The sequence below is a fragment of the Castellaniella sp. genome (genome assembly GCF_049671645.1).
Taxonomy (GTDB): domain Bacteria; phylum Pseudomonadota; class Gammaproteobacteria; order Burkholderiales; family Burkholderiaceae_B; genus Castellaniella.
In genome coordinates this window covers 167,347-183,663 of record NZ_JBATVG010000019.1, presented here as the reverse complement: position 1 = coordinate 183,663, position 16,317 = coordinate 167,347, and the positions used below count along the sequence as shown (strand labels likewise).

The window sequence follows — 16,317 nt, the reverse complement described above, 5'->3', positions numbered from 1 at the left end:
ATGCTAGCAGTTTACGTTAACGTAAAGTGCGGACTCTGCCATAATACGTGGAACGAGAACATCCGGCCCCGCCTGCCCGGGCACATCTGCCCGGCGGGTGGCCGGACATGCACAGGAGACTCACGTGAACCCGCAGGAACAGGAACTGCAATATCCCTGGGACCAGACGCTGCCAGAGGCCGGTCATGCCCTGGCGGTGGCCGATGGCGTGCGCTGGATCCGCATGCCGCTGCCTTTTGCGCTGGACCACATCAATCTGTGGCTGCTGCGGGACCGCATCGACGGCCGCGATGGCTGGACCGTGGTGGATTGCGGCATCGACCGCGGCGAAGTCCGCGACACCTGGGAAGCCGTCTTCGCCCAGGCGCTGGACGGCCTGCCCGTGTTGCGCGTGATCGTCACTCACATGCATCCCGACCACGTCGGACTGGCGCACTGGCTGTGCCAACGCTGGCAAGCGCCGCTGTGGATGTCCATGACCGACTATGCTGTGGCACGGTTGTGGGCAGGGTCGTCGTCGGCCGACACCGCCCAGGAAGGCAGCGGTCCGGCCGGGGATGCCGCCGCCCGCCACTTCGCCCGCCACGGCCTGGTGGACCCGGAAGCCCAGGCCCTGATCCGACAGCGTCATGATTACTATGCCCGCCTGGTGCCCGACGTGCCGCGGCGCTTCCATCGCCTGATGCATGGGCAGGACGTGCAGATCGGCGGGCGCCCCTGGCGGGTGATCGTCGGCTATGGTCATGCGCCGGAACATGCGTCGTTGTGGTGTCCGACCCTGGGCACGCTGATCTCGGGCGACATGGTGTTGCCGCGCATCTCCACCAACATCAGCGTGTTCGACCTGGAACCCGAAGCCAATCCCTTGCCGCTGTACCTGGATTCCCTGAAGGCCTACGACAGCCTGCCGGCCGAAGCCCTGGTCCTGCCGTCGCATGGGCGCCCCTTCCGGGGCCTGCACCGGCGGATCGCCCAGCAGCAGACTCACCACGCGGAACGCCTGGCCGAAGTCCTGGCCGCCTGCGTCCGTCCCCAGAGCGCCCACGATCTGCTGCCCGTGCTGTTCCACCGGAAGCTGGATCTGCACCAGCTCAGTTTTGCCATGGGCGAATCCATCGCGCACCTGCACGCCCTATACTTTCAGGGCGCCCTGACGCGCACGCTGGGCGCCGATGACATCTACCGCTTCCAGCAGGCCTGATCGGCCGCAGCCGGGGGCCGTCCCCATTACTGATTGACGAACACAGGATACTGATCACCATGACTCGCGACGCGACTGGCCACGCCGATGACCGCATCGACACCTTGCTGCAGCATATCGGGCAGGCGTCGCTGGACCCTGTGACGGGTTCCGGGCCGGTCGCCCTGCCGTCGATGCGCACCAGCACCGTCCGCTTCGCCTCCATGGACGTGCTGGATCGCGCCCAGGCCGCGAAACAGCGCGGTGAACGCGTCCCTACCTACGGCCGGGTCGGTCTGCAGACCCACGAAGCCCTGGAAACCCTGCTGTGCCGCCTGGAAGACGGCCAGCGGGCTTTCCTGGCGCCCTCGGGCATGGCGGCCATCAGCATGGCCCTGATGGCCTGCCTCAGCCAGGGCGACCACGCCCTGGTCGTGGATTGTGTCTACGGCCCGGTGCGCTATCTGCACAAGACCATACTGTCGCGCATGGGCATCGCCATGGATTTCGTGCGGGCGGACCTGGCCAGCCTGCAGGCCGCGCTGCGCCCCGAAACCCGGGTGCTGTACCTGGAGTCGCCGGGATCGCTGTTGATGGAAATGCTGGACCTGCCCGCGCTGTCGCGCTGGGCGCACGATCACGGCCTGACGGTCGTGACCGACAACACCTGGGGGTCCGGCTACATCTACCGACCCCTGGCCCTGGGCGCGGATCTGTCCGTGATCGCGGCCACCAAGTACATCGGCGGCCATTCCGACCTGATGCTGGGCGCCGCCGTGGCCCGGGCCCCCGCGTTGGTCGCCAAGCTGCACGAAACCCACTACGCGCTGGGCAATACGGTCAGCGCCGACGATGCCTGGCTGGCCTTGCGCGGCGCCCGCACCCTGGGACTGCGCATGCGCGGCTGCGGCGAACATGCCCTGACCGTGTGCCAGTGGCTGGCCGCCCAGCCGCAGGTATCGCGCATTTTCTTTCCGGCCTGGCCGCAGGACCCCGGCCATGCGCTGTGGCAGCGCGATGCCACAGGATCCAACGGCCTGCTGGCCGTGGCGGTCGATTTCAACGAGCAACAGGTGCGTCGCGTGATCGACGCCCTGCGCCTGTTCGGCATCGGCTATTCCTGGGGCGGCTACGAAAGCCTGGTGACGCAGGTGGAACCGTCCGCGCTGGCGTCCCACGGCTACTGGGCGTCGATCGCCGACGATCGCCTCAAGGCCGGCACGGTCCTGCGCCTGCACATCGGGCTGGAAGACCCGGCGGATCTGATTGCCGACCTGACGCAGGCGTTCGCAGCGGCGGGTTGATTGTTTGCTGATGCGGGGGCTGTTCTCTTGCGCGGCCGAGGCGTGCCGGCTGCCCGGCCGCAGGCCTTGCCCGGTTTCGGCTGCGCCGAAACTTCCCGTCCATCCAGCCGCCATCGGGGCGTTCGCCAAACTCGCGGGGCGGTTCGTCCCCCGGACGAACCGCAAGCGTCCCGCTCAAACAGTGGCTCTCTTGCCTCCCCGCTGGCGGCTTCCTGGCCGGCGGGCGCGAAGCCTTTGCCGGGCAGCCGGCACGCCTCTGCCGAGTCATCGCCATGCAATGGTCGCCAGGTATTGTTGAATGCAATAGGCGCGCGGTGCGAGGGTTTTGACCGCCTTCTGGATAGGCCCGTTTTGCCGGTAGGATCGGGTTGAGAATACCCCAATCCTCTGTGGTCCGATGTGGGGTGCCAGGCCTTCTGGAAAGGCTTCGAGCCCGCCGGGAATAGGGTAGACATCGGGGGTGCAAGCGAGCCACCGTTCAAGCGGGACGCTTGTGATCAGTCCGGGGGACTGATCACCCCACGCGTTTGGCGAGCGCCCCGAGGGCTGCCCTATTCCCGGGAAGTTTCGGCGCAGCCGAAACCGGGTGAGGCCTGCGCCGGAAGGCCTGGCATCCCACAGCGCGCAAGAGGCCAGCAATGCTGGCAATGGCTTTGCCAGCGGAAAAAGAAGCCGCTTATTTCTGCTGGGCCAGCAACTGCTTCACCAGCTTGTCGGTCTCGTCGATCGCGCCCTGGTAGCTGCCCGTATGCGAAGGCGACGTCACGTACTTTCCGCCGATCGCGAATGACGGCGTTCCATCGATGCGATAGGCCTTCGCCAGCTCGTCCGCCCGGGTGACCTTTGTCTGAACCCCGAACGAATTGAACGCATCCGTGAACGCCTTGCGGTCCACCCCCTGGGCGGCCACCCAGTCGATGATCTCGTCCGCCTTGAACAACTGCTTGTTGTCCTCGTGGATCGCCTTGAACACCGCGTCGTGCAGATCCATACGACCCACCGCTTCCAGCGCGTAGTACAGCTTCTGCAGATCCTTCATGCTGGCGTTGAACGCCACCGGGACGCCCTTGAACACCACCGTATCCGGCAGCGTCTTGCGCCATTTCACCACCAGCGGTTCGATCTTCGCGCAGTGCGGGCACGTGTAGGCGAAGAATTCCAGCACCTCGACCTTGCCCGGAGTGTCCGACGGCTGGACCGGATCCAGCGTATCGAATGAGGCGGCGTGCGCCGGTGACAGAGCCAGTGCGGCCAAACCCAGCAGCGCGCCGGAAGCAAATCGGGAAAACAAGGCGGTCATGATCGTGAAACTCCAAAAAATCCACAGGGTCTGTGCTCTAGGACCACTATAACCAGATCCAGTTCCCTGCTGTGTGAATCTGGGCCCCGGCCGGCTGCGGGTCAGGGGCGGATGACGGAGGACTCGATTTTCTCGTCGCCCAGTTTGCTGCGCGCCCGGTTCATCTCGTCGATGCCCTTGAAAGGACCGACCCGGACCCGGTTGATCGCGGCGCCGTTCGATTCCCCGGCCTCGATGCGCACCGGCAGCCCCAGCAGCACCACGCGGGCCAGCATTGCCTGGGCTTCGGACTTCGAGCGGAAGGCGCCGGTCTGCAGGAAATACGTGGTTTGCGTATTGGCCGCGGGTTTATTGGCGGGGGGCGCCGGCGGCGGGAATGGCAGGTTGGCCGCCGGCGCGGAAGGTTTGGCGATGGCGACCGCCGTGTTCGGGGCTTTGGCGGCGGGGGCCTGCGATTTGGCGTCGGAGGGATCCATCCCCGCGATGAGCTGGCCGATGGCGTCGGACAGTGGGTTTTCCGGCTGGCCGGGCTCCGGCGCGGCGCCCGGCGGGTTCGTGGAACCGCCGCCCTGGGCCGGCGTGCGGGTCCCGGCCGGGCCGTCCTTGCCGTACAGGGCGATGTTCGGGTCCGGCGCGTTCTGGACGTCCGGCAACAGCGTAGTGGGGGCGTCGCGGCTGGCCTTGTCCTTGAAGGGCATGGGCGCTTGGGTGACGAACAGCGCGACCGCCACGGCGGCCGCGACCCCCAGCACCATGCCCAGCACCAGGCCGAACCAGGCGCCGCCTGCGGGTTTTTTCTTGCGTGAGGCCATGCTTACATCCGTTCGGGGGCAGTGACCCCCAGTAAGCCCAGGCCGTTGGCGATGACCTGGGCTGTCGCCCGCGCCAGACGCAGGCGCGCGGCCCCCAGCGCGGGGTCGTCCACCAGGATGCGTTCGGCGTTGTACCAGGCGTGGAAATCGGCGGCGCAGTCCCGCAACCAGAAAGCCAGTTGATGGGGGGCCAGTTCATGGGCGGCCTGCGTCAGCACGTTGGGGTATTCCGCCAGGCGCTGCAGCAGGGTGATTTCAGTGGGCGCCGCCAGCAGGGATGGGTCGGCCGATTGGGCCTGCTGCGCCGTATCGTGCTGGCGCAGCAGCGAATGGATGCGGGCGTGCGCGTACTGGATGTAGTAGACCGGGTTTTCCTCGCTGTGCGACAGGGCCAGGTCGATGTCGAAGACGAATTCCGAGTCCGCCCGGCGCTGCGCCAGAAAAAAGCGCACCGCGTCGCGCCCCACCCAGTCGATCAGGTCGCGCAAGGTGACATAGCTGCCTGCGCGTTTGGAGATCTTGACCTCCGCCCCGTCGCGCATGACGCGCACCATCTTGTGCAGCACATAGGCCGGATAATCCGCCGGGATGCCCAGGCCCAGCCCCTGCAGGCCGGCGCGCACCCGCGCGATCGTGCCGTGGTGGTCGGTGCCCTGGATGTTGATGGCGTGGTGAAAGCCGCGTTCCCATTTGGCGACGTGATAGGCGACGTCGGGCACGAAGTAGGTATAGCCGCCCTCGGACTTGCGCATCACGCGGTCCTTGTCGTCGCCCGTGCCCAGTTCAGTGGTGCGCAGCCAGAGGGCGCCGCCTTGTTCGTAGGTGTGGCCAGCGTCGATCAGGGCCTGCACGGTGCGTTCCACCCGGCCGCTGGTGTACAGCGAGCTTTCCAGGTAGTAGTTGTCGAAGCGCAGGTCGAACGCCTGCAGATCCAGGTCTTGTTCGCGGCGCAGATAGGCCACCGCGAAGCGGCGGATCGCGTCCAGATCGTCCAGATCGCCGCTGGCCTGGATGGGGGCGCCGTCGCCGGCCTGCACCGTGGCGCGGGCCAGGTAGTCGCGGGCGATGTCCAGGATGTATTCGCCCTTGTAGCCGTCTTCGGGGAAGTCGGGGCTGTCGGTTTCGATGCCGCGGGCGCGGGCCTGCACGCTGATGGCCAGATTGTGGATCTGGTTGCCCGCGTCGTTGTAGTAGAACTCGCGCGCGACCTGGGCGCCCTGCGTGGCGAACAGCCGGCAGATGGAATCCCCCAGGGCTGCCTGGCGGGCATGACCCACGTGCAGCGGGCCGGTCGGATTGGCGGAGACGAATTCCACCAGGATGCGTTCATCGTGGGCGGCTCGGTGACCGTAGCGGTCCCCCTGTTCCTGGATGACGCCCAGCACGGCCTGATGGGCCGCCGCCGACAGGCGGAAATTGATGAAGCCGGGGCCGGCGACCTCGGCCTGCGCGATCAGATTCGCGGCGGCCGGCTGGGCCAGGACGGCGTCGACGATGGCCTGGGCCAGCTCGCGCGGGTTGCGGCGCGCGCTGCGGGCGGCCTGCATGGCGATGTTGCAGGCCACGTCGCCGTGCGCGGCGACCTTGGGGCGTTCCAGGGTGATGTCCAGCGCGTGGCCGGGAATCAGCGTGTCCAGGGCGGTGCGCAGAAGGGAAATGATCTGGGTAGTGTGCTGTGGCAGCATGACGGAATGATGAGCGGTGATGGCGGCATCCGGCATGCCGCGCATGCCCTGTCGCCAGAGATATCCCGAAATGATAGCCCGATTTCACGGCGCTCGTGAGGATGAGTCCGGACACCGGGCAGTCCCTGCGGACTGCCCGGTGCCTGACGAATCCGAACCGCTTGCAAGCGGTGAGGTGGACGAGCCGCGCGTCATCGCATGTCGGGCAGTCCCTGCGGACTGTCCGGTGCCTGACGAATCCGAACCGCTTGCAAGCGGTGAGGTGGACGAGCCGCGCGTCATCGCATGCCGGGCAGGCCCAGTTGGGCTTCCAGCCAGGCACCGTAGCCTTGCATATCCACCTGGCCCACGATGGCACCGGCATTCAGCTCCCAGAGGCTGATGCGCTGGATGAAGGCTTCGAAGGCCTGACGCTGGGCGGCCCCCAGCCGGGCGTCGGCGCCTTGCGGGCCCCGGGATCGGGTGCTGGCGTCCTGCAGATCGCGGTCGCCCCCAAGCAGGCGCTGGCCGGGGCTGCGTTCGTCGTGCAGCCAGGGACGCGATACCTGCTGGTCCCCGGCGGTCAGGTCCTTCATGGGCACCAGGGCCGCCAGCGCCTGCCAGCGCATCCAGTTCAGCGCCACGTCCGATAGATCTCCATCTGCCTGGGGCTGTCCATGGTCATCCAGCAGCAGGCCGCCGCCGATGTCGGCGTGGGCGCCGATGAAGGGGGCCTCCACCGTGTTGGCGGGCGACCCCTCGTCGGCCGACACCAGCGGAAACAGGCTGCGCAGTTCGTGCAGCGCCACTGCGTGCGCTACCCAGCCCCAGGCCCCGGCGATGGACAGGTCGAAACCCGCGTTGGCGGCCCCCAGCAGGCCGAACTGGGCTACCGTGTCGAACAGGCCCAGAAAACGCAGATCCACGCACAGCCCGATGGTCCCGCGCAAAGGATCATCGTAGGAAAACCAGCCGTTGCGCGTCTGGCGGGCGATGCGGTTGGCGAACTCGCGGGCCAGGGCCGCGCCGCGCGAATATCCCAGCAGATCGATCGGCACCGGGGCGGCGGCCCCTTGCACCCGCTGCAGGGCGTTCATCAGCGACTGCCATTGATTGCGCAGGATCTGGCCGCTGCTGGCGGCGGTCACGGCGTCCCAGTCCGCGTACAGGCTGCTGCCGGGGCCGGCGTGGTAGTAGGCCGGACCGTCGGCATAGGCCTGGGCCAGCTTCCAGACGTTGCTCTGGTTGGCGCGGCTGTAGCGGGTGCCGTCGAAGGCCAGCAGTATCAGGCCCAGCGGGTCGATATGGCGCAGGGGCTGCTGGGCGGCGTAGCCCAGGGCCTGCAGGCCCGGCGCCGGGCCCAGGGGGTCGGGTTCCAGATAGTGTCCGCGTTTTGGCAGGTAGGTGCGAAAGACGTTGTCGTGCCAGCCTGTGAAAGGGTCTTCATCCTGTCCGGGGCGGCGCAGCGGCAGATCCAGGTCTCCGGCCAGGCGGGTGGCCCGGCCCAGCGTGTCGTAGTCGGCCAGCCAGCGGACGGCGCGTGTCCCGTCGGTGATCATGACAGGGGCACCCAGCAGGTCGGCGTGAATGAAGAACAGGCGGGTGCGGCCCTGGGGGTCGGTGCGCAGCAGCCCCACCGGCACGTCCTGCGCATACAGGTAGCGTTCGCTGATGCCGAAACGCGGCGCCGCGGTCCCCGCTGGCGTGACGGGGCGGGTCCAGCGGGCCGCCAGCCGGTTGTCCAGGTAGTAGCGCTCGATGACCTGTCCGCCGGACTGCTGGCGGATCTGCTGGCCCCGGGCGTTATAGGTGTAGCGGACCAGGACTTGGTCGCCTTGTCGGACCTCGGCCAGGCGCTGCTGCGCCTGGTGGCGCAAGGCGCGGTCGCCGATGCGCAGCGGCAGTCCCGCCGCGTCGCGGCGGATCGGCGGCAGCGGTGTCGGGTCAGGCAGGCCGGGCAAAGAGCGTGCGTGGGCCGGGGGCTCCGGTGTCGCGTCATGCGTGTCGCGCCCGATCAGGCTGCCGTCCGGCGCCCAGGCCAGCCAATGCCGGATGCGGGCGCCGCCGGGTCCGTCCGTTTCCTGAATGCCGATCACGCGGTGCCGGGCATCGTATGCATAGCGGCGTTGCGCATGGCGATCCGGAGCCTGCACGGTATGTCGAAGGACCCGGCCGTCGGTGTCATGCAGGCGGTGTTCCGCCCACAGGATGCGCGGGCCGTCGCTGACCATCAGCCGGTCCGCGCGTCCCCGGCCATCGGCGCCGCTGCGCAACTGCAGGCCATTGCCGTAGCGGTAGCCGGCCTGGCCTGTCGTCGTGCCGATCACCGGATGCCGCGACCCGTCGGCAGCTTCCCAGGTCAGGCTGTTCAGCCGTCCGTCCGGGGACCAGGCGGTGTGCAGGACGCCGCCCTCGGGCAGGCTGTGGCGCAGCAGGCGGCCCATGTCGTCGTAGGCGAAGGTTTCCTGGTAGGACAGCGGGCCGGACGGGTGGGGGCGCCGGATGGACCGGGCACGCAGCCGGCCGTTCGGGCCGGTCACCAGAGTCTCGGTTTCCGCCGGATGGTCCAGGCGCCGCAGGTGCCGGCCGTGCCAGTCCAGCGCGACCGGCAGGCCGGCCTTGTCGTTGCCCGCGTAATGCAGGCGGCGCGGCCGTCCGGCGGCATCCCGTTGCAGGGTCATGTGATCGCCGTTGGCGTGGGTCAGCGCCTGCAGGCGGCCCTGGACGTCGTAGCGCAGTTGCGTCCGTCCCGTCAGCGCGCTGTCCCAGGCGCTGCGGCGGCCTTGCGCATCGTAGTCCATGACCAGGCCCGGCCAGCCGCCGCGCGTCTGTTTCAGGCGGCGCAGCGGGCCGTCCGGGGCGCGCTCGATCCGTAGCTCGCCGATGGCCGTCAGGCGGCCTCGGGCATCCCGTTCCACCGCTGCAGGGGATTCCAGGGGGTAGTTCAGGTCCAGCCGGCCAGCCGTCTGTCCCGGCGGTCCGGGGATGGCCTGGATGACTCTCCCGTCGGCGTCATAGGCCCAGCTGCGCATCCGCTGCGTGCGCCCGGCGCGATCTTGCAGCGTGACGCCGGTGATGGCGGTCGGGCGGCCTGCCTGGCGCGACGGTTCGTAGTGGTAGCGGCGCTGCATGCCGTCCGGGCGGTGGACGCGGATCAGGCGCGGCGCGGCGGAACGGGCCGCGCCGCCGCCCGAAGGAACGGTTGGGATGTCGTATTCGTAGCGGAAGATTCCCAGCGGGGTTTCCATCGATTGCAGCAGCCGATGGTCTCCATGCCGGGCATAGCGCAGCGTCAGGTGTCTTTCGCCCGTCCGGATGTGCGCGATGAGCCCCTGGAACGGTCCGTCGGGGTGGTAGTCGATCCGGGTGGAGGCCCGCCCGGGTTTGAGGATGGCCAGCAATCGGCCCCGCGCATCGAACTCCAGCCGCTGCCCGCCGGGGGCCGACCAGAGCCGTGCCGTGTGGCGGCTGGGGGCCGGGTGGCCGGTGGCGGGCAGCCATGCGGCCAGCGTGTCGTCGGATGGCCTTGGGCGCGGCGATGGGGCTGGGGTGGGGGACTGGGCCGGAGCCGCCAGAATGCGCCCGTCTCCCGCACGGAGCGGGTTGCCCGCCGCGTCGTAGCGTGCAACCCGGCCGTCGGCCAGCCGGAGTTGCCAGCCCGTCGGGCCTCGCACCAGGGCCGCTTCGTATTCACTGGCCCAGCCCGCTCCCAGGGGGCCGGCCGACCGGGCGCCGGATCGATACAGGCGGGTGAGGCCCGGGTGGCCGTCGTCCAGTGGAGCGGGCAGGTCGATCTCCCGCAGGAATTTCTCACCCGTGATCCGATGGATGGGGTTGCTGATGCCGGTGTCCAGGTCCGCGTCCCGGGCGGGGCCCAGGGCGGATCCGGCGCCGCAGGGCGGCAGCTTGCCGGGGTCCGTCGCCGGCGTCGGGCAGGTCAGGATCGGGCTTGCGTCCGCCGGCCCCGGCCACGGGAACATCAGGGCCGCCAGCAGGCAGGACGCCAGGCCCGTCCGGGCCGTTTGGATGCGGGGAAAGCGGCGCAGGCCGGGGGTTTCGGGCATGGCTCGACTCCTGTCAATGTCGGATATTTTCCGACTTGGCAGGGTGCCGAACTTGGGTTAGTGTATGTTTATGTCCATTGCGGAAAACCCACCATGCTCATACTGTTTCAGTCCAAATCGGCCGCCGAAGTCCTGATGTTCGCCCAGCACGCAAGACCCATTCTGCTGGCAGCGGGCAAAAAATTCGAGACGCCGGATCTGCCTGAACGGGGGGTCATCACCCGCGACCAGATGGATGCGGCCATCGCAGGCATCGAATCGCTGGTGGCCACCGACGACAGTCACGATGATCACTCCGGCGACCACGACGACTCCACCGAACACCCCATCGCCCAGCATGTGGGCATGCGCCGGCGGGCCTGGCCGCTGCTGGCCATGCTGCGCCTGTCCCGCGAAAAAGGCGAGGACGTCACCTGGGGACCCGCTCCCATCTGGTAAGGAAGCCGCGCCATGCAGGGTCATGTGATCATTGTTTTCGATGCGCATCGTTCGCTGGAAGTCACAGTCGATGCGCCGGTCGATGCGCCTCTGGCGCAGGCGGCCCGCGATTGGTTCGAACAGCGGTGGGAATCCCTGGGATGCGAACCCTTGCGGGTCAGCGGGAAAGTCCTGCTGCTGGACAAGATCCTGGGGGTGGCGGATGCCCTGGGCTACCGCGCGCTGTCGTCCCAGGCCGATCTGGCCCGGGATTTTGCCACGCATGCCATGCAGGCATTGGAAAAGCCCCGGGTCACGGTGGATCTTCCGGGGCTGGCCATCGTGTATTGATGGGTGTCGATCGCGGCGGCCCCCGCCGGATAGGCCGGGGCGCCCGTCAGATCGAAGATGTGCGGGCGGATGTTCCCTTTTTGATCAGGCGGCCGCCGATACGCGGGCGGGCAGGTCCTTGCCGGCGGCGGAATAGCGGTTGACCGCGCTCAGGATGGCCAGGAAAGACGACGTCACGATGTCTTCGTGGATGCCGACGCCATAGCCGTTGGCTTCGTCGCCGATGCGGATTTCCACGTAGGATGCCGCCCGGGTGTCCGTGCCGGTGCCGATCGCGTGTTCCTGGTAGTCCATGATGCGGGCTTCGATGCCCAATGCGTCCACAAAGGCGGAGATCGCCCCGTCGCCCTGGCCCGACAGGTGCCGGGTCTGGCCGTCCGCCTGGATTTCGACCTCGATCATGAATTGCTTCTGCCCGGTGGTCTTGGGGCTGCCGGTGATGCGGTGGCGCACCAGCTTCCAGGGGGTCTCGCGATCCAGATATTCGCTGGAAAAGATGTCGTAGACGTCTTTGGGCGTGACCTCGCGGCCGGTTTCATCCGTGACGCGTTGAATGGCGCGGCTGAATTCGATCTGCAGGCGGCGCGGCAGGGCCAGGCCATGTTCGTGTTCCAGCAGATAGGCCACACCGCCCTTGCCGGACTGGCTATTGACGCGGATGACTGCATCGTAGCTGCGGCCCAGGTCGGCGGGGTCGATAGGCAGATACGGGACTTCCCAGACCGCGTCGGGCTTCTGGACGGCGAAGCCCTTTTTGATGGCATCCTGGTGCGAGCCGGAAAAGGCTGTGAACACCAGGTCGCCCACGTACGGGTGGCGCGGGTGGACCGGCAACTGGTTGCAGTCTTCCACGCAGCGGCGCACTTCGTCGATGTCGGAGAAATCCAGGCCGGGATGGACGCCCTGGGTGTACAGATTCAGGGCCAGCGTGACCAGGTCGACGTTGCCGGTGCGCTCGCCATTGCCGAACAGACAGCCTTCGATGCGATCGGCCCCGGCCATGACGGCGAATTCGGCGGCGGCCACGGCCGTGCCCCGATCATTGTGCGGGTGCACGCTGAGCACGATCTTGTCGCGCTGGGCCAGGTTGCGGTGCATCCATTCGATCTGGTCGGCGTACAGGTTGGGGGTGGTGGCCTCGATGGTGGCGGGCAGGTTCAGGATGATTTTGTCCTGGACGGTGGGCTGCCAGGTGTCGACCACGGCATTGCAGACTTCCAGGGCGAATTCCGGTTCGGTGGTGCTGTAGACCTCCGGGGAATATTCGTAGCGCCAGTGGGTTTCCGGATGCTTGGCGACCTCGGCCTTGACGATCTTTGTGCCCTCGACGGCCACGGCGCGGACTTCGTCGCGGCTCATGTTGAAGACGATCTTGCGAAAGGCCGGCGCGCAGGCGTTGTACATGTGCACGATGGCATGTTTCGCACCGGACAGCGCCTGCACGGTGCGCGGGATCAGGTCGCCGCGCGCCTGGGTCAGGCCGATGATGGTGACGTCGTCGGGGATGCGGTTTTCCTCGACCAGTTTGCGCACGAAGTCGTAGTCGGTCTGAGAGGCGGAGGGGAAGCCGACCTCGATTTCCTTGAAGCCGATTTTCACCAGTTGGTCGAAGAACCGCAGCTTGCGGTCCACGCTCATGGGTTCGATCAGGGCCTGGTTGCCGTCGCGCAGGTCAGTGCTCATCCAGATCGGAGGCGTGGTGGTGCGGTGGCTGGGCCAGGTGCGTTCGGCGTAGTCGCGTGTGAACGGGGCGAACGGAATGTATTTGGTGGCGGGGTTCTGGATCATGGCGATACCTGTCTGGGAATAGGGTCCGGATCACGGACGAACAACAATCGCGGGGTCGCGAAGAGGTGGCTTGGAACAGGCTGCCGAACTGCCACGCGGCGCTAGGCCCGGCAACCGATCGCTAGCAGTAGACCCAGTAGGACAGGAGAGAACCGCACCCGAGCGGATGCAGGCGCGCGCGCAATCGCCCCGGCAGGAGCCTGCCGGTGGACGTGGAGAGGTGCGCACGATGTGTTCATAGCCTAGAGTCAAACATATTTTCTGCATTTGCGCAAGTGTCAGCTTCTGTTCAGCTTGGCACAATGCAGGCTTTGTCCAATATCCGAATACGTGCCCGACGGGCGATGCCAGCCTGCGAGGGGCGAGTGAGAGCACCATGAATCGACAGATTCTCCAACTGGCTTCGGCCTACATGAGCGTCATCATCGGAGGCGGTTTCGCCTCGGGTCAAGAGGTCCTGCAGTTCTTCACGAATTTCGGCATCTGGGGGGTGGCGGGAACCCTGGTGTCGGGACTCTTGTTCACATTTCTGGGGATGCAGGTGGCGCGCATCGGCACTCAGTTGCAGGCGCACTCCCACAAAGTTGTGCTCAATGCCGTCTTTGGCGGCAAGTTGGGCTCGGTGGTGGATCTGGCGCTGATCTTCTTCCTGTTCGGGGTGGGAGTAGCCATGTTGGCGGGGACTGGGTCGCTGTTTCGCGAGCACCTGGGCATGCCCCTGATCGCCGGCGGTCTGTTCATGGCCATTCTGGTGTCGCTGACGCTATGCCTGAACGTGCAGCGCATTGTCGATCTGATCAGTGCCGTGACGCCCCTGCTGCTGTGCCTGGTCATCGTGCTGGTCATCTATGCTCTGTTGCGCAGCGACACCGGTCTGGATAGCCTGAACGCCTTGGCCGCCACGCAGCAGGACCGCGCGGCGCCGAACTGGTTCCTGGGCGGGGTGCTCTATGCCTCGTTCAACATTGCGGTCGGCTTCCCGCTGCTGGCGGTGTTGTCGGGGGGCAGCCGCAATATTCTCAATGCGACGCGGGGCGGCGTGCTGGGCGGCCTGGGCCTGGGGGTGCTGATCCTGCTGCTGAACGTTGGCCTGTTTGCCAATCTGGACCGGATCCAGGGGGCCGAGATGCCGACGGTTTTGCTGGCCAAGAGCATCAGCCCGTGGCTGGGCTGGCTGATGATGGTGTCCTTGTGTTGCATGATCTACAGCACGGCCGTGGGCATGTTCTTTGCCTTCAGCGCCCGCTTCGCCGATCCCGAGACGCCGAAATTCCGGATCATCAGCATTGCTTCCACTTTCATCGGCCTGGGCCTGAGTTTCGCCGGCTTCACCACCTTGGTGGGCACGGTGTATCCGCTCCTGGGTTACCTGGGCATCGCTCTGATCGTGGGAGTGGCCGTGTACTGGTGGCGGCATCGCCGCCAATGATTCCCTGCGGGCGACGACCTACCGCGGTGAGGTGCGTTTTCCGGGCGAGACCCGGGCGTCAATCCCGCTGTCGGGCGGTTTCCAGCACGGCCAGCTGTTGGGCCGCCCGCTGCAGGCGTGCGGACCGGCCTGCCGCCAGTTCCCGATGGGCCAATTGCAGGTCGCCCACGCGTAGCGGCTCGTCGTGCGGTTGCCAGGCCCAGAGCAGCACGTCCAGCGCCGGAGCGGAGAGCTGCGCGGCCAATTGCTGGAACGCGTGTTCGTCCACCAGCTTCAGACGCGCTCGGGCCAGCATCGACCGCACCGTCTGATACACCAGCCAGGCCACGATAATGGTGCACAGGATGACCAGCGCCCCCCAGAAGTACGGGTTGTAGCGCTGCAGCAAGGCGGTCGCTTCCGCCCCCATGATGTGGTTTCCGGCATAATCAATGCCATTGCCAAACGCCAGCAGGCGATTCAGCAGGTCATACCAGACCAGCGCCACCAGCACGACCAGTGTGGCCGACGCGATTTTGGCCGTGGCCGTCAGCTTCAGCAGAATCCGGCGCAACAGGGCGGAATCCTGCCGGCTGGGGGTTTGGAATGATTCCTGATTCATGGCTTTCAATGGGTTGAATATGCGTTCGCAACCGTCCCTGGAACTGGGTCAGCACCAACAACTGGCGTTGACCCCGCAACTGCGCCAGGCCCTGAGGCTGTTGCAATGCTCGACCCTGGAACTGGAACAGGAAATCGCCCAGGCGGTGGCGGACAATCCCGTGCTGGAACTGGATGAGCCCGCGGCGGATGCCGCCTCGGCCCAGGCCGAGATGCTGGAACGCCATTGGACGCAGCCTGCCAGGCAGGCTGTGACGGATGATATCCCGGAATCGCCGGCCTCGCGAAGCCTGGCCGATCATTTATTGCAACAATTGCGCACGACCCGGGCCAGCCTCCGGGATCAGGCCCTGGGCGCCGTGCTGATCGGCGAACTGGACGAACGGGGTTACCTGGATTTTGATCCCGCTGCCCACGCCGCCGCGCTGCCGGGGGATTGGGACATCCAGGAGGATGAGTGGCAGGCGGCGCGGCGCTTGCTGCAATCCTTCGATCCCGCGGGTGTGGGGGCCCGCGATTTGCCCGAGTGCCTGCGCCTGCAACTGCGGGCGCGGTCGGCGCAATGGCCGCCGGATGTGCTGGACTGCGCGCTGCGTCTGACCCGATGCCTGGAGGATCTGGGCGCCGGGCGCTGGGGGCGCCTGTGCGAAACCCTGAACTGCAGCCGGGCGCTGTTGGATGCCGCCCATCAGGCTCTGTTGCGGCTGGATCCCCGTCCGACCAGCGCCTGGCACGAGGACGCCACCTGCTATATCGTGCCCGACGTCCTGTTCCACCGGTCCGGCGCCCGGTGGGGGGTCAGCCTGAATCCCGCCCTGGAGCCGCGTTTGCGTGTGGACTCCGGCCTGGCGGCCCAATTGGAGGCCGAGGACGCCCCGGTGCTGCGCGAACAGGTGCGCGTCGCACGGCAGCTGATCCAGAATCTGGGCCAGCGCCGCCAGACCATTCTGCGGGTGGCTGAATTCATGGCCGTCCATCAACGCGCGTTTCTGGAGCAGGGGGAGTCCGCCTTGCGTCCCCTGGTGCTGCGCGAGGTGGCGCAGGCGCTGGAGTTGCATGAGTCCACCATTTCCCGCGCTACCCGGATGAAATATGCCCAGACCCCGTGGGGCGTCTATGAACTGAAGCATTTTTTCGGCACGGGCGTGCAGACGGCATCCGGTGAGGACGCCTCCGCGCGGGCCATCCAGGCCGTCATGCGGGTGCTGCTGGATGCCGAGCCCCCGGGCAAGCCGCTGTCCGACATGCGATTGACCCAATTGCTGGCGGACCAGGGGCTGGTGATTGCCCGCCGCACCGTGGCCAAATACCGCGAGGCCATGGGCGTGCCGGCGGCCAGTTTGCGAAAAGCGCTGGGCTGAGGTGCGGAAAGTGCTTGCCATGACGTAAAAGAAGGATGATAATGATT

The 16,317-nt window shown here is 67.0% G+C and carries 12 protein-coding genes; 6 read left to right on the top strand and 6 right to left on the bottom strand.

Annotated features, from left to right (window positions below; genetic code table 11):
• Window positions 1-124 precede the first annotated feature (124 nt).
• Both WBG56_RS09360 and WBG56_RS09355 read left to right on the top strand, forming a co-directional pair.
• Window positions 125-1,201: an MBL fold metallo-hydrolase gene (locus tag WBG56_RS09360; RefSeq protein WP_424267556.1), complete on the top strand. Its 1,077-nt coding sequence runs from the start codon at window positions 125-127 to the stop codon at window positions 1,199-1,201.
• 59 nt (window positions 1,202-1,260) lie between these two features.
• Entirely contained in the window at window positions 1,261-2,484 is a 1,224-nt protein-coding gene (locus WBG56_RS09355; RefSeq protein WP_424267554.1) for a trans-sulfuration enzyme family protein, read from the top strand.
• Between the two features lie 676 nt (window positions 2,485-3,160).
• On the opposite strand, the gene WBG56_RS09350 is transcribed toward WBG56_RS09355, so the two are convergent.
• The 4 genes from WBG56_RS09350 to WBG56_RS09335 form a co-directional block, all read right to left on the bottom strand.
• Window positions 3,161-3,787 carry a thiol:disulfide interchange protein DsbA/DsbL gene (locus WBG56_RS09350; protein WP_424267862.1) on the bottom strand — a complete coding sequence of 209 codons (627 nt, stop codon included), beginning with the start codon at window positions 3,785-3,787 and terminating at the stop codon, window positions 3,161-3,163.
• A gap of 98 nt (window positions 3,788-3,885) precedes the next feature.
• Entirely contained in the window at window positions 3,886-4,596 is a 711-nt protein-coding gene (locus WBG56_RS09345) for an SPOR domain-containing protein (protein ID WP_424267552.1), read from the bottom strand.
• A gap of 2 nt (window positions 4,597-4,598) precedes the next feature.
• Window positions 4,599-6,281: an arginine--tRNA ligase gene (gene argS, locus WBG56_RS09340; RefSeq protein ID WP_424267860.1), complete on the bottom strand. Its 1,683-nt coding sequence runs from the start codon at window positions 6,279-6,281 to the stop codon at window positions 4,599-4,601.
• 278 nt (window positions 6,282-6,559) lie between these two features.
• On the bottom strand, window positions 6,560-10,324 hold the full coding sequence (locus WBG56_RS09335) for a phospholipase effector Tle1 domain-containing protein (protein ID WP_424267550.1): 3,765 nt from the start codon (window positions 10,322-10,324) through the stop codon (window positions 6,560-6,562).
• Window positions 10,325-10,417: 93 nt separating this feature from the next.
• Here WBG56_RS09335 and WBG56_RS09330 point away from each other — a divergent pair, with 93 nt between their 5' ends.
• Together WBG56_RS09330 and WBG56_RS09325 are read left to right on the top strand one after the other, a co-directional pair.
• Window positions 10,418-10,762 (top strand): DUF1840 domain-containing protein, encoded by a 345-nt coding sequence (locus WBG56_RS09330; RefSeq protein WP_424267548.1) that lies wholly within the window; start codon window positions 10,418-10,420, stop codon window positions 10,760-10,762.
• Between the two features lie 12 nt (window positions 10,763-10,774).
• A complete protein-coding gene (locus tag WBG56_RS09325; RefSeq protein WP_424267546.1) occupies window positions 10,775-11,092 on the top strand; it encodes a hypothetical protein in 318 nt (105 codons plus the stop codon).
• Between the two features lie 84 nt (window positions 11,093-11,176).
• On the opposite strand, the gene leuA is transcribed toward WBG56_RS09325, so the two are convergent.
• A complete protein-coding gene (gene leuA / locus WBG56_RS09320; protein ID WP_424267544.1) occupies window positions 11,177-12,880 on the bottom strand; it encodes a 2-isopropylmalate synthase in 1,704 nt (567 codons plus the stop codon).
• 376 nt (window positions 12,881-13,256) lie between these two features.
• Here leuA and WBG56_RS09315 point away from each other — a divergent pair, with 376 nt between their 5' ends.
• On the top strand, window positions 13,257-14,309 hold the full coding sequence (locus WBG56_RS09315; protein ID WP_424267542.1) for a hypothetical protein: 1,053 nt from the start codon (window positions 13,257-13,259) through the stop codon (window positions 14,307-14,309).
• Window positions 14,310-14,367: 58 nt separating this feature from the next.
• Here the strand turns inward: WBG56_RS09315 and WBG56_RS09310 are convergent, their stop codons facing one another.
• Complete coding sequence (locus WBG56_RS09310; protein WP_424267540.1) at window positions 14,368-14,910, bottom strand: hypothetical protein; 543 nt, start codon at window positions 14,908-14,910, stop codon at window positions 14,368-14,370.
• Window positions 14,911-14,929: 19 nt separating this feature from the next.
• On the opposite strand from WBG56_RS09310, the gene rpoN reads away from it, so the two are divergent.
• The gene (gene rpoN, locus WBG56_RS09305; protein ID WP_424267538.1) at window positions 14,930-16,270 is read left to right on the top strand and encodes an RNA polymerase factor sigma-54; all 1,341 of its coding nucleotides are present in this window, start codon (window positions 14,930-14,932) and stop codon (window positions 16,268-16,270) included.
• Window positions 16,271-16,317 lie beyond the last annotated feature (47 nt).

Excerpts from the sequence above, each read along its gene's own strand:
- WBG56_RS09355 (WP_424267554.1), top strand. The coding sequence starts at position 1,261 with ATGACTCGCGACGCGACTGGCCACGCCGATGACCGCATCGACACCTTG.
- argS (WP_424267860.1), bottom strand. The coding sequence starts at position 6,281 with ATGCTGCCACAGCACACTACCCAGATCATTTCCCTTCTGCGCACCGCC.
- WBG56_RS09325 (WP_424267546.1), top strand. The coding sequence starts at position 10,775 with ATGCAGGGTCATGTGATCATTGTTTTCGATGCGCATCGTTCGCTGGAA.
- rpoN (WP_424267538.1), top strand. The coding sequence starts at position 14,930 with ATGCGTTCGCAACCGTCCCTGGAACTGGGTCAGCACCAACAACTGGCG.
- WBG56_RS09335 (WP_424267550.1), bottom strand. The coding sequence starts at position 10,324 with ATGCCCGAAACCCCCGGCCTGCGCCGCTTTCCCCGCATCCAAACGGCC.
- WBG56_RS09330 (WP_424267548.1), top strand. The coding sequence starts at position 10,418 with ATGCTCATACTGTTTCAGTCCAAATCGGCCGCCGAAGTCCTGATGTTC.
- WBG56_RS09345 (WP_424267552.1), bottom strand. The coding sequence starts at position 4,596 with ATGGCCTCACGCAAGAAAAAACCCGCAGGCGGCGCCTGGTTCGGCCTG.
- leuA (WP_424267544.1), bottom strand. The coding sequence starts at position 12,880 with ATGATCCAGAACCCCGCCACCAAATACATTCCGTTCGCCCCGTTCACA.
- WBG56_RS09315 (WP_424267542.1), top strand. The coding sequence starts at position 13,257 with ATGAATCGACAGATTCTCCAACTGGCTTCGGCCTACATGAGCGTCATC.
- WBG56_RS09310 (WP_424267540.1), bottom strand. The coding sequence starts at position 14,910 with ATGAATCAGGAATCATTCCAAACCCCCAGCCGGCAGGATTCCGCCCTG.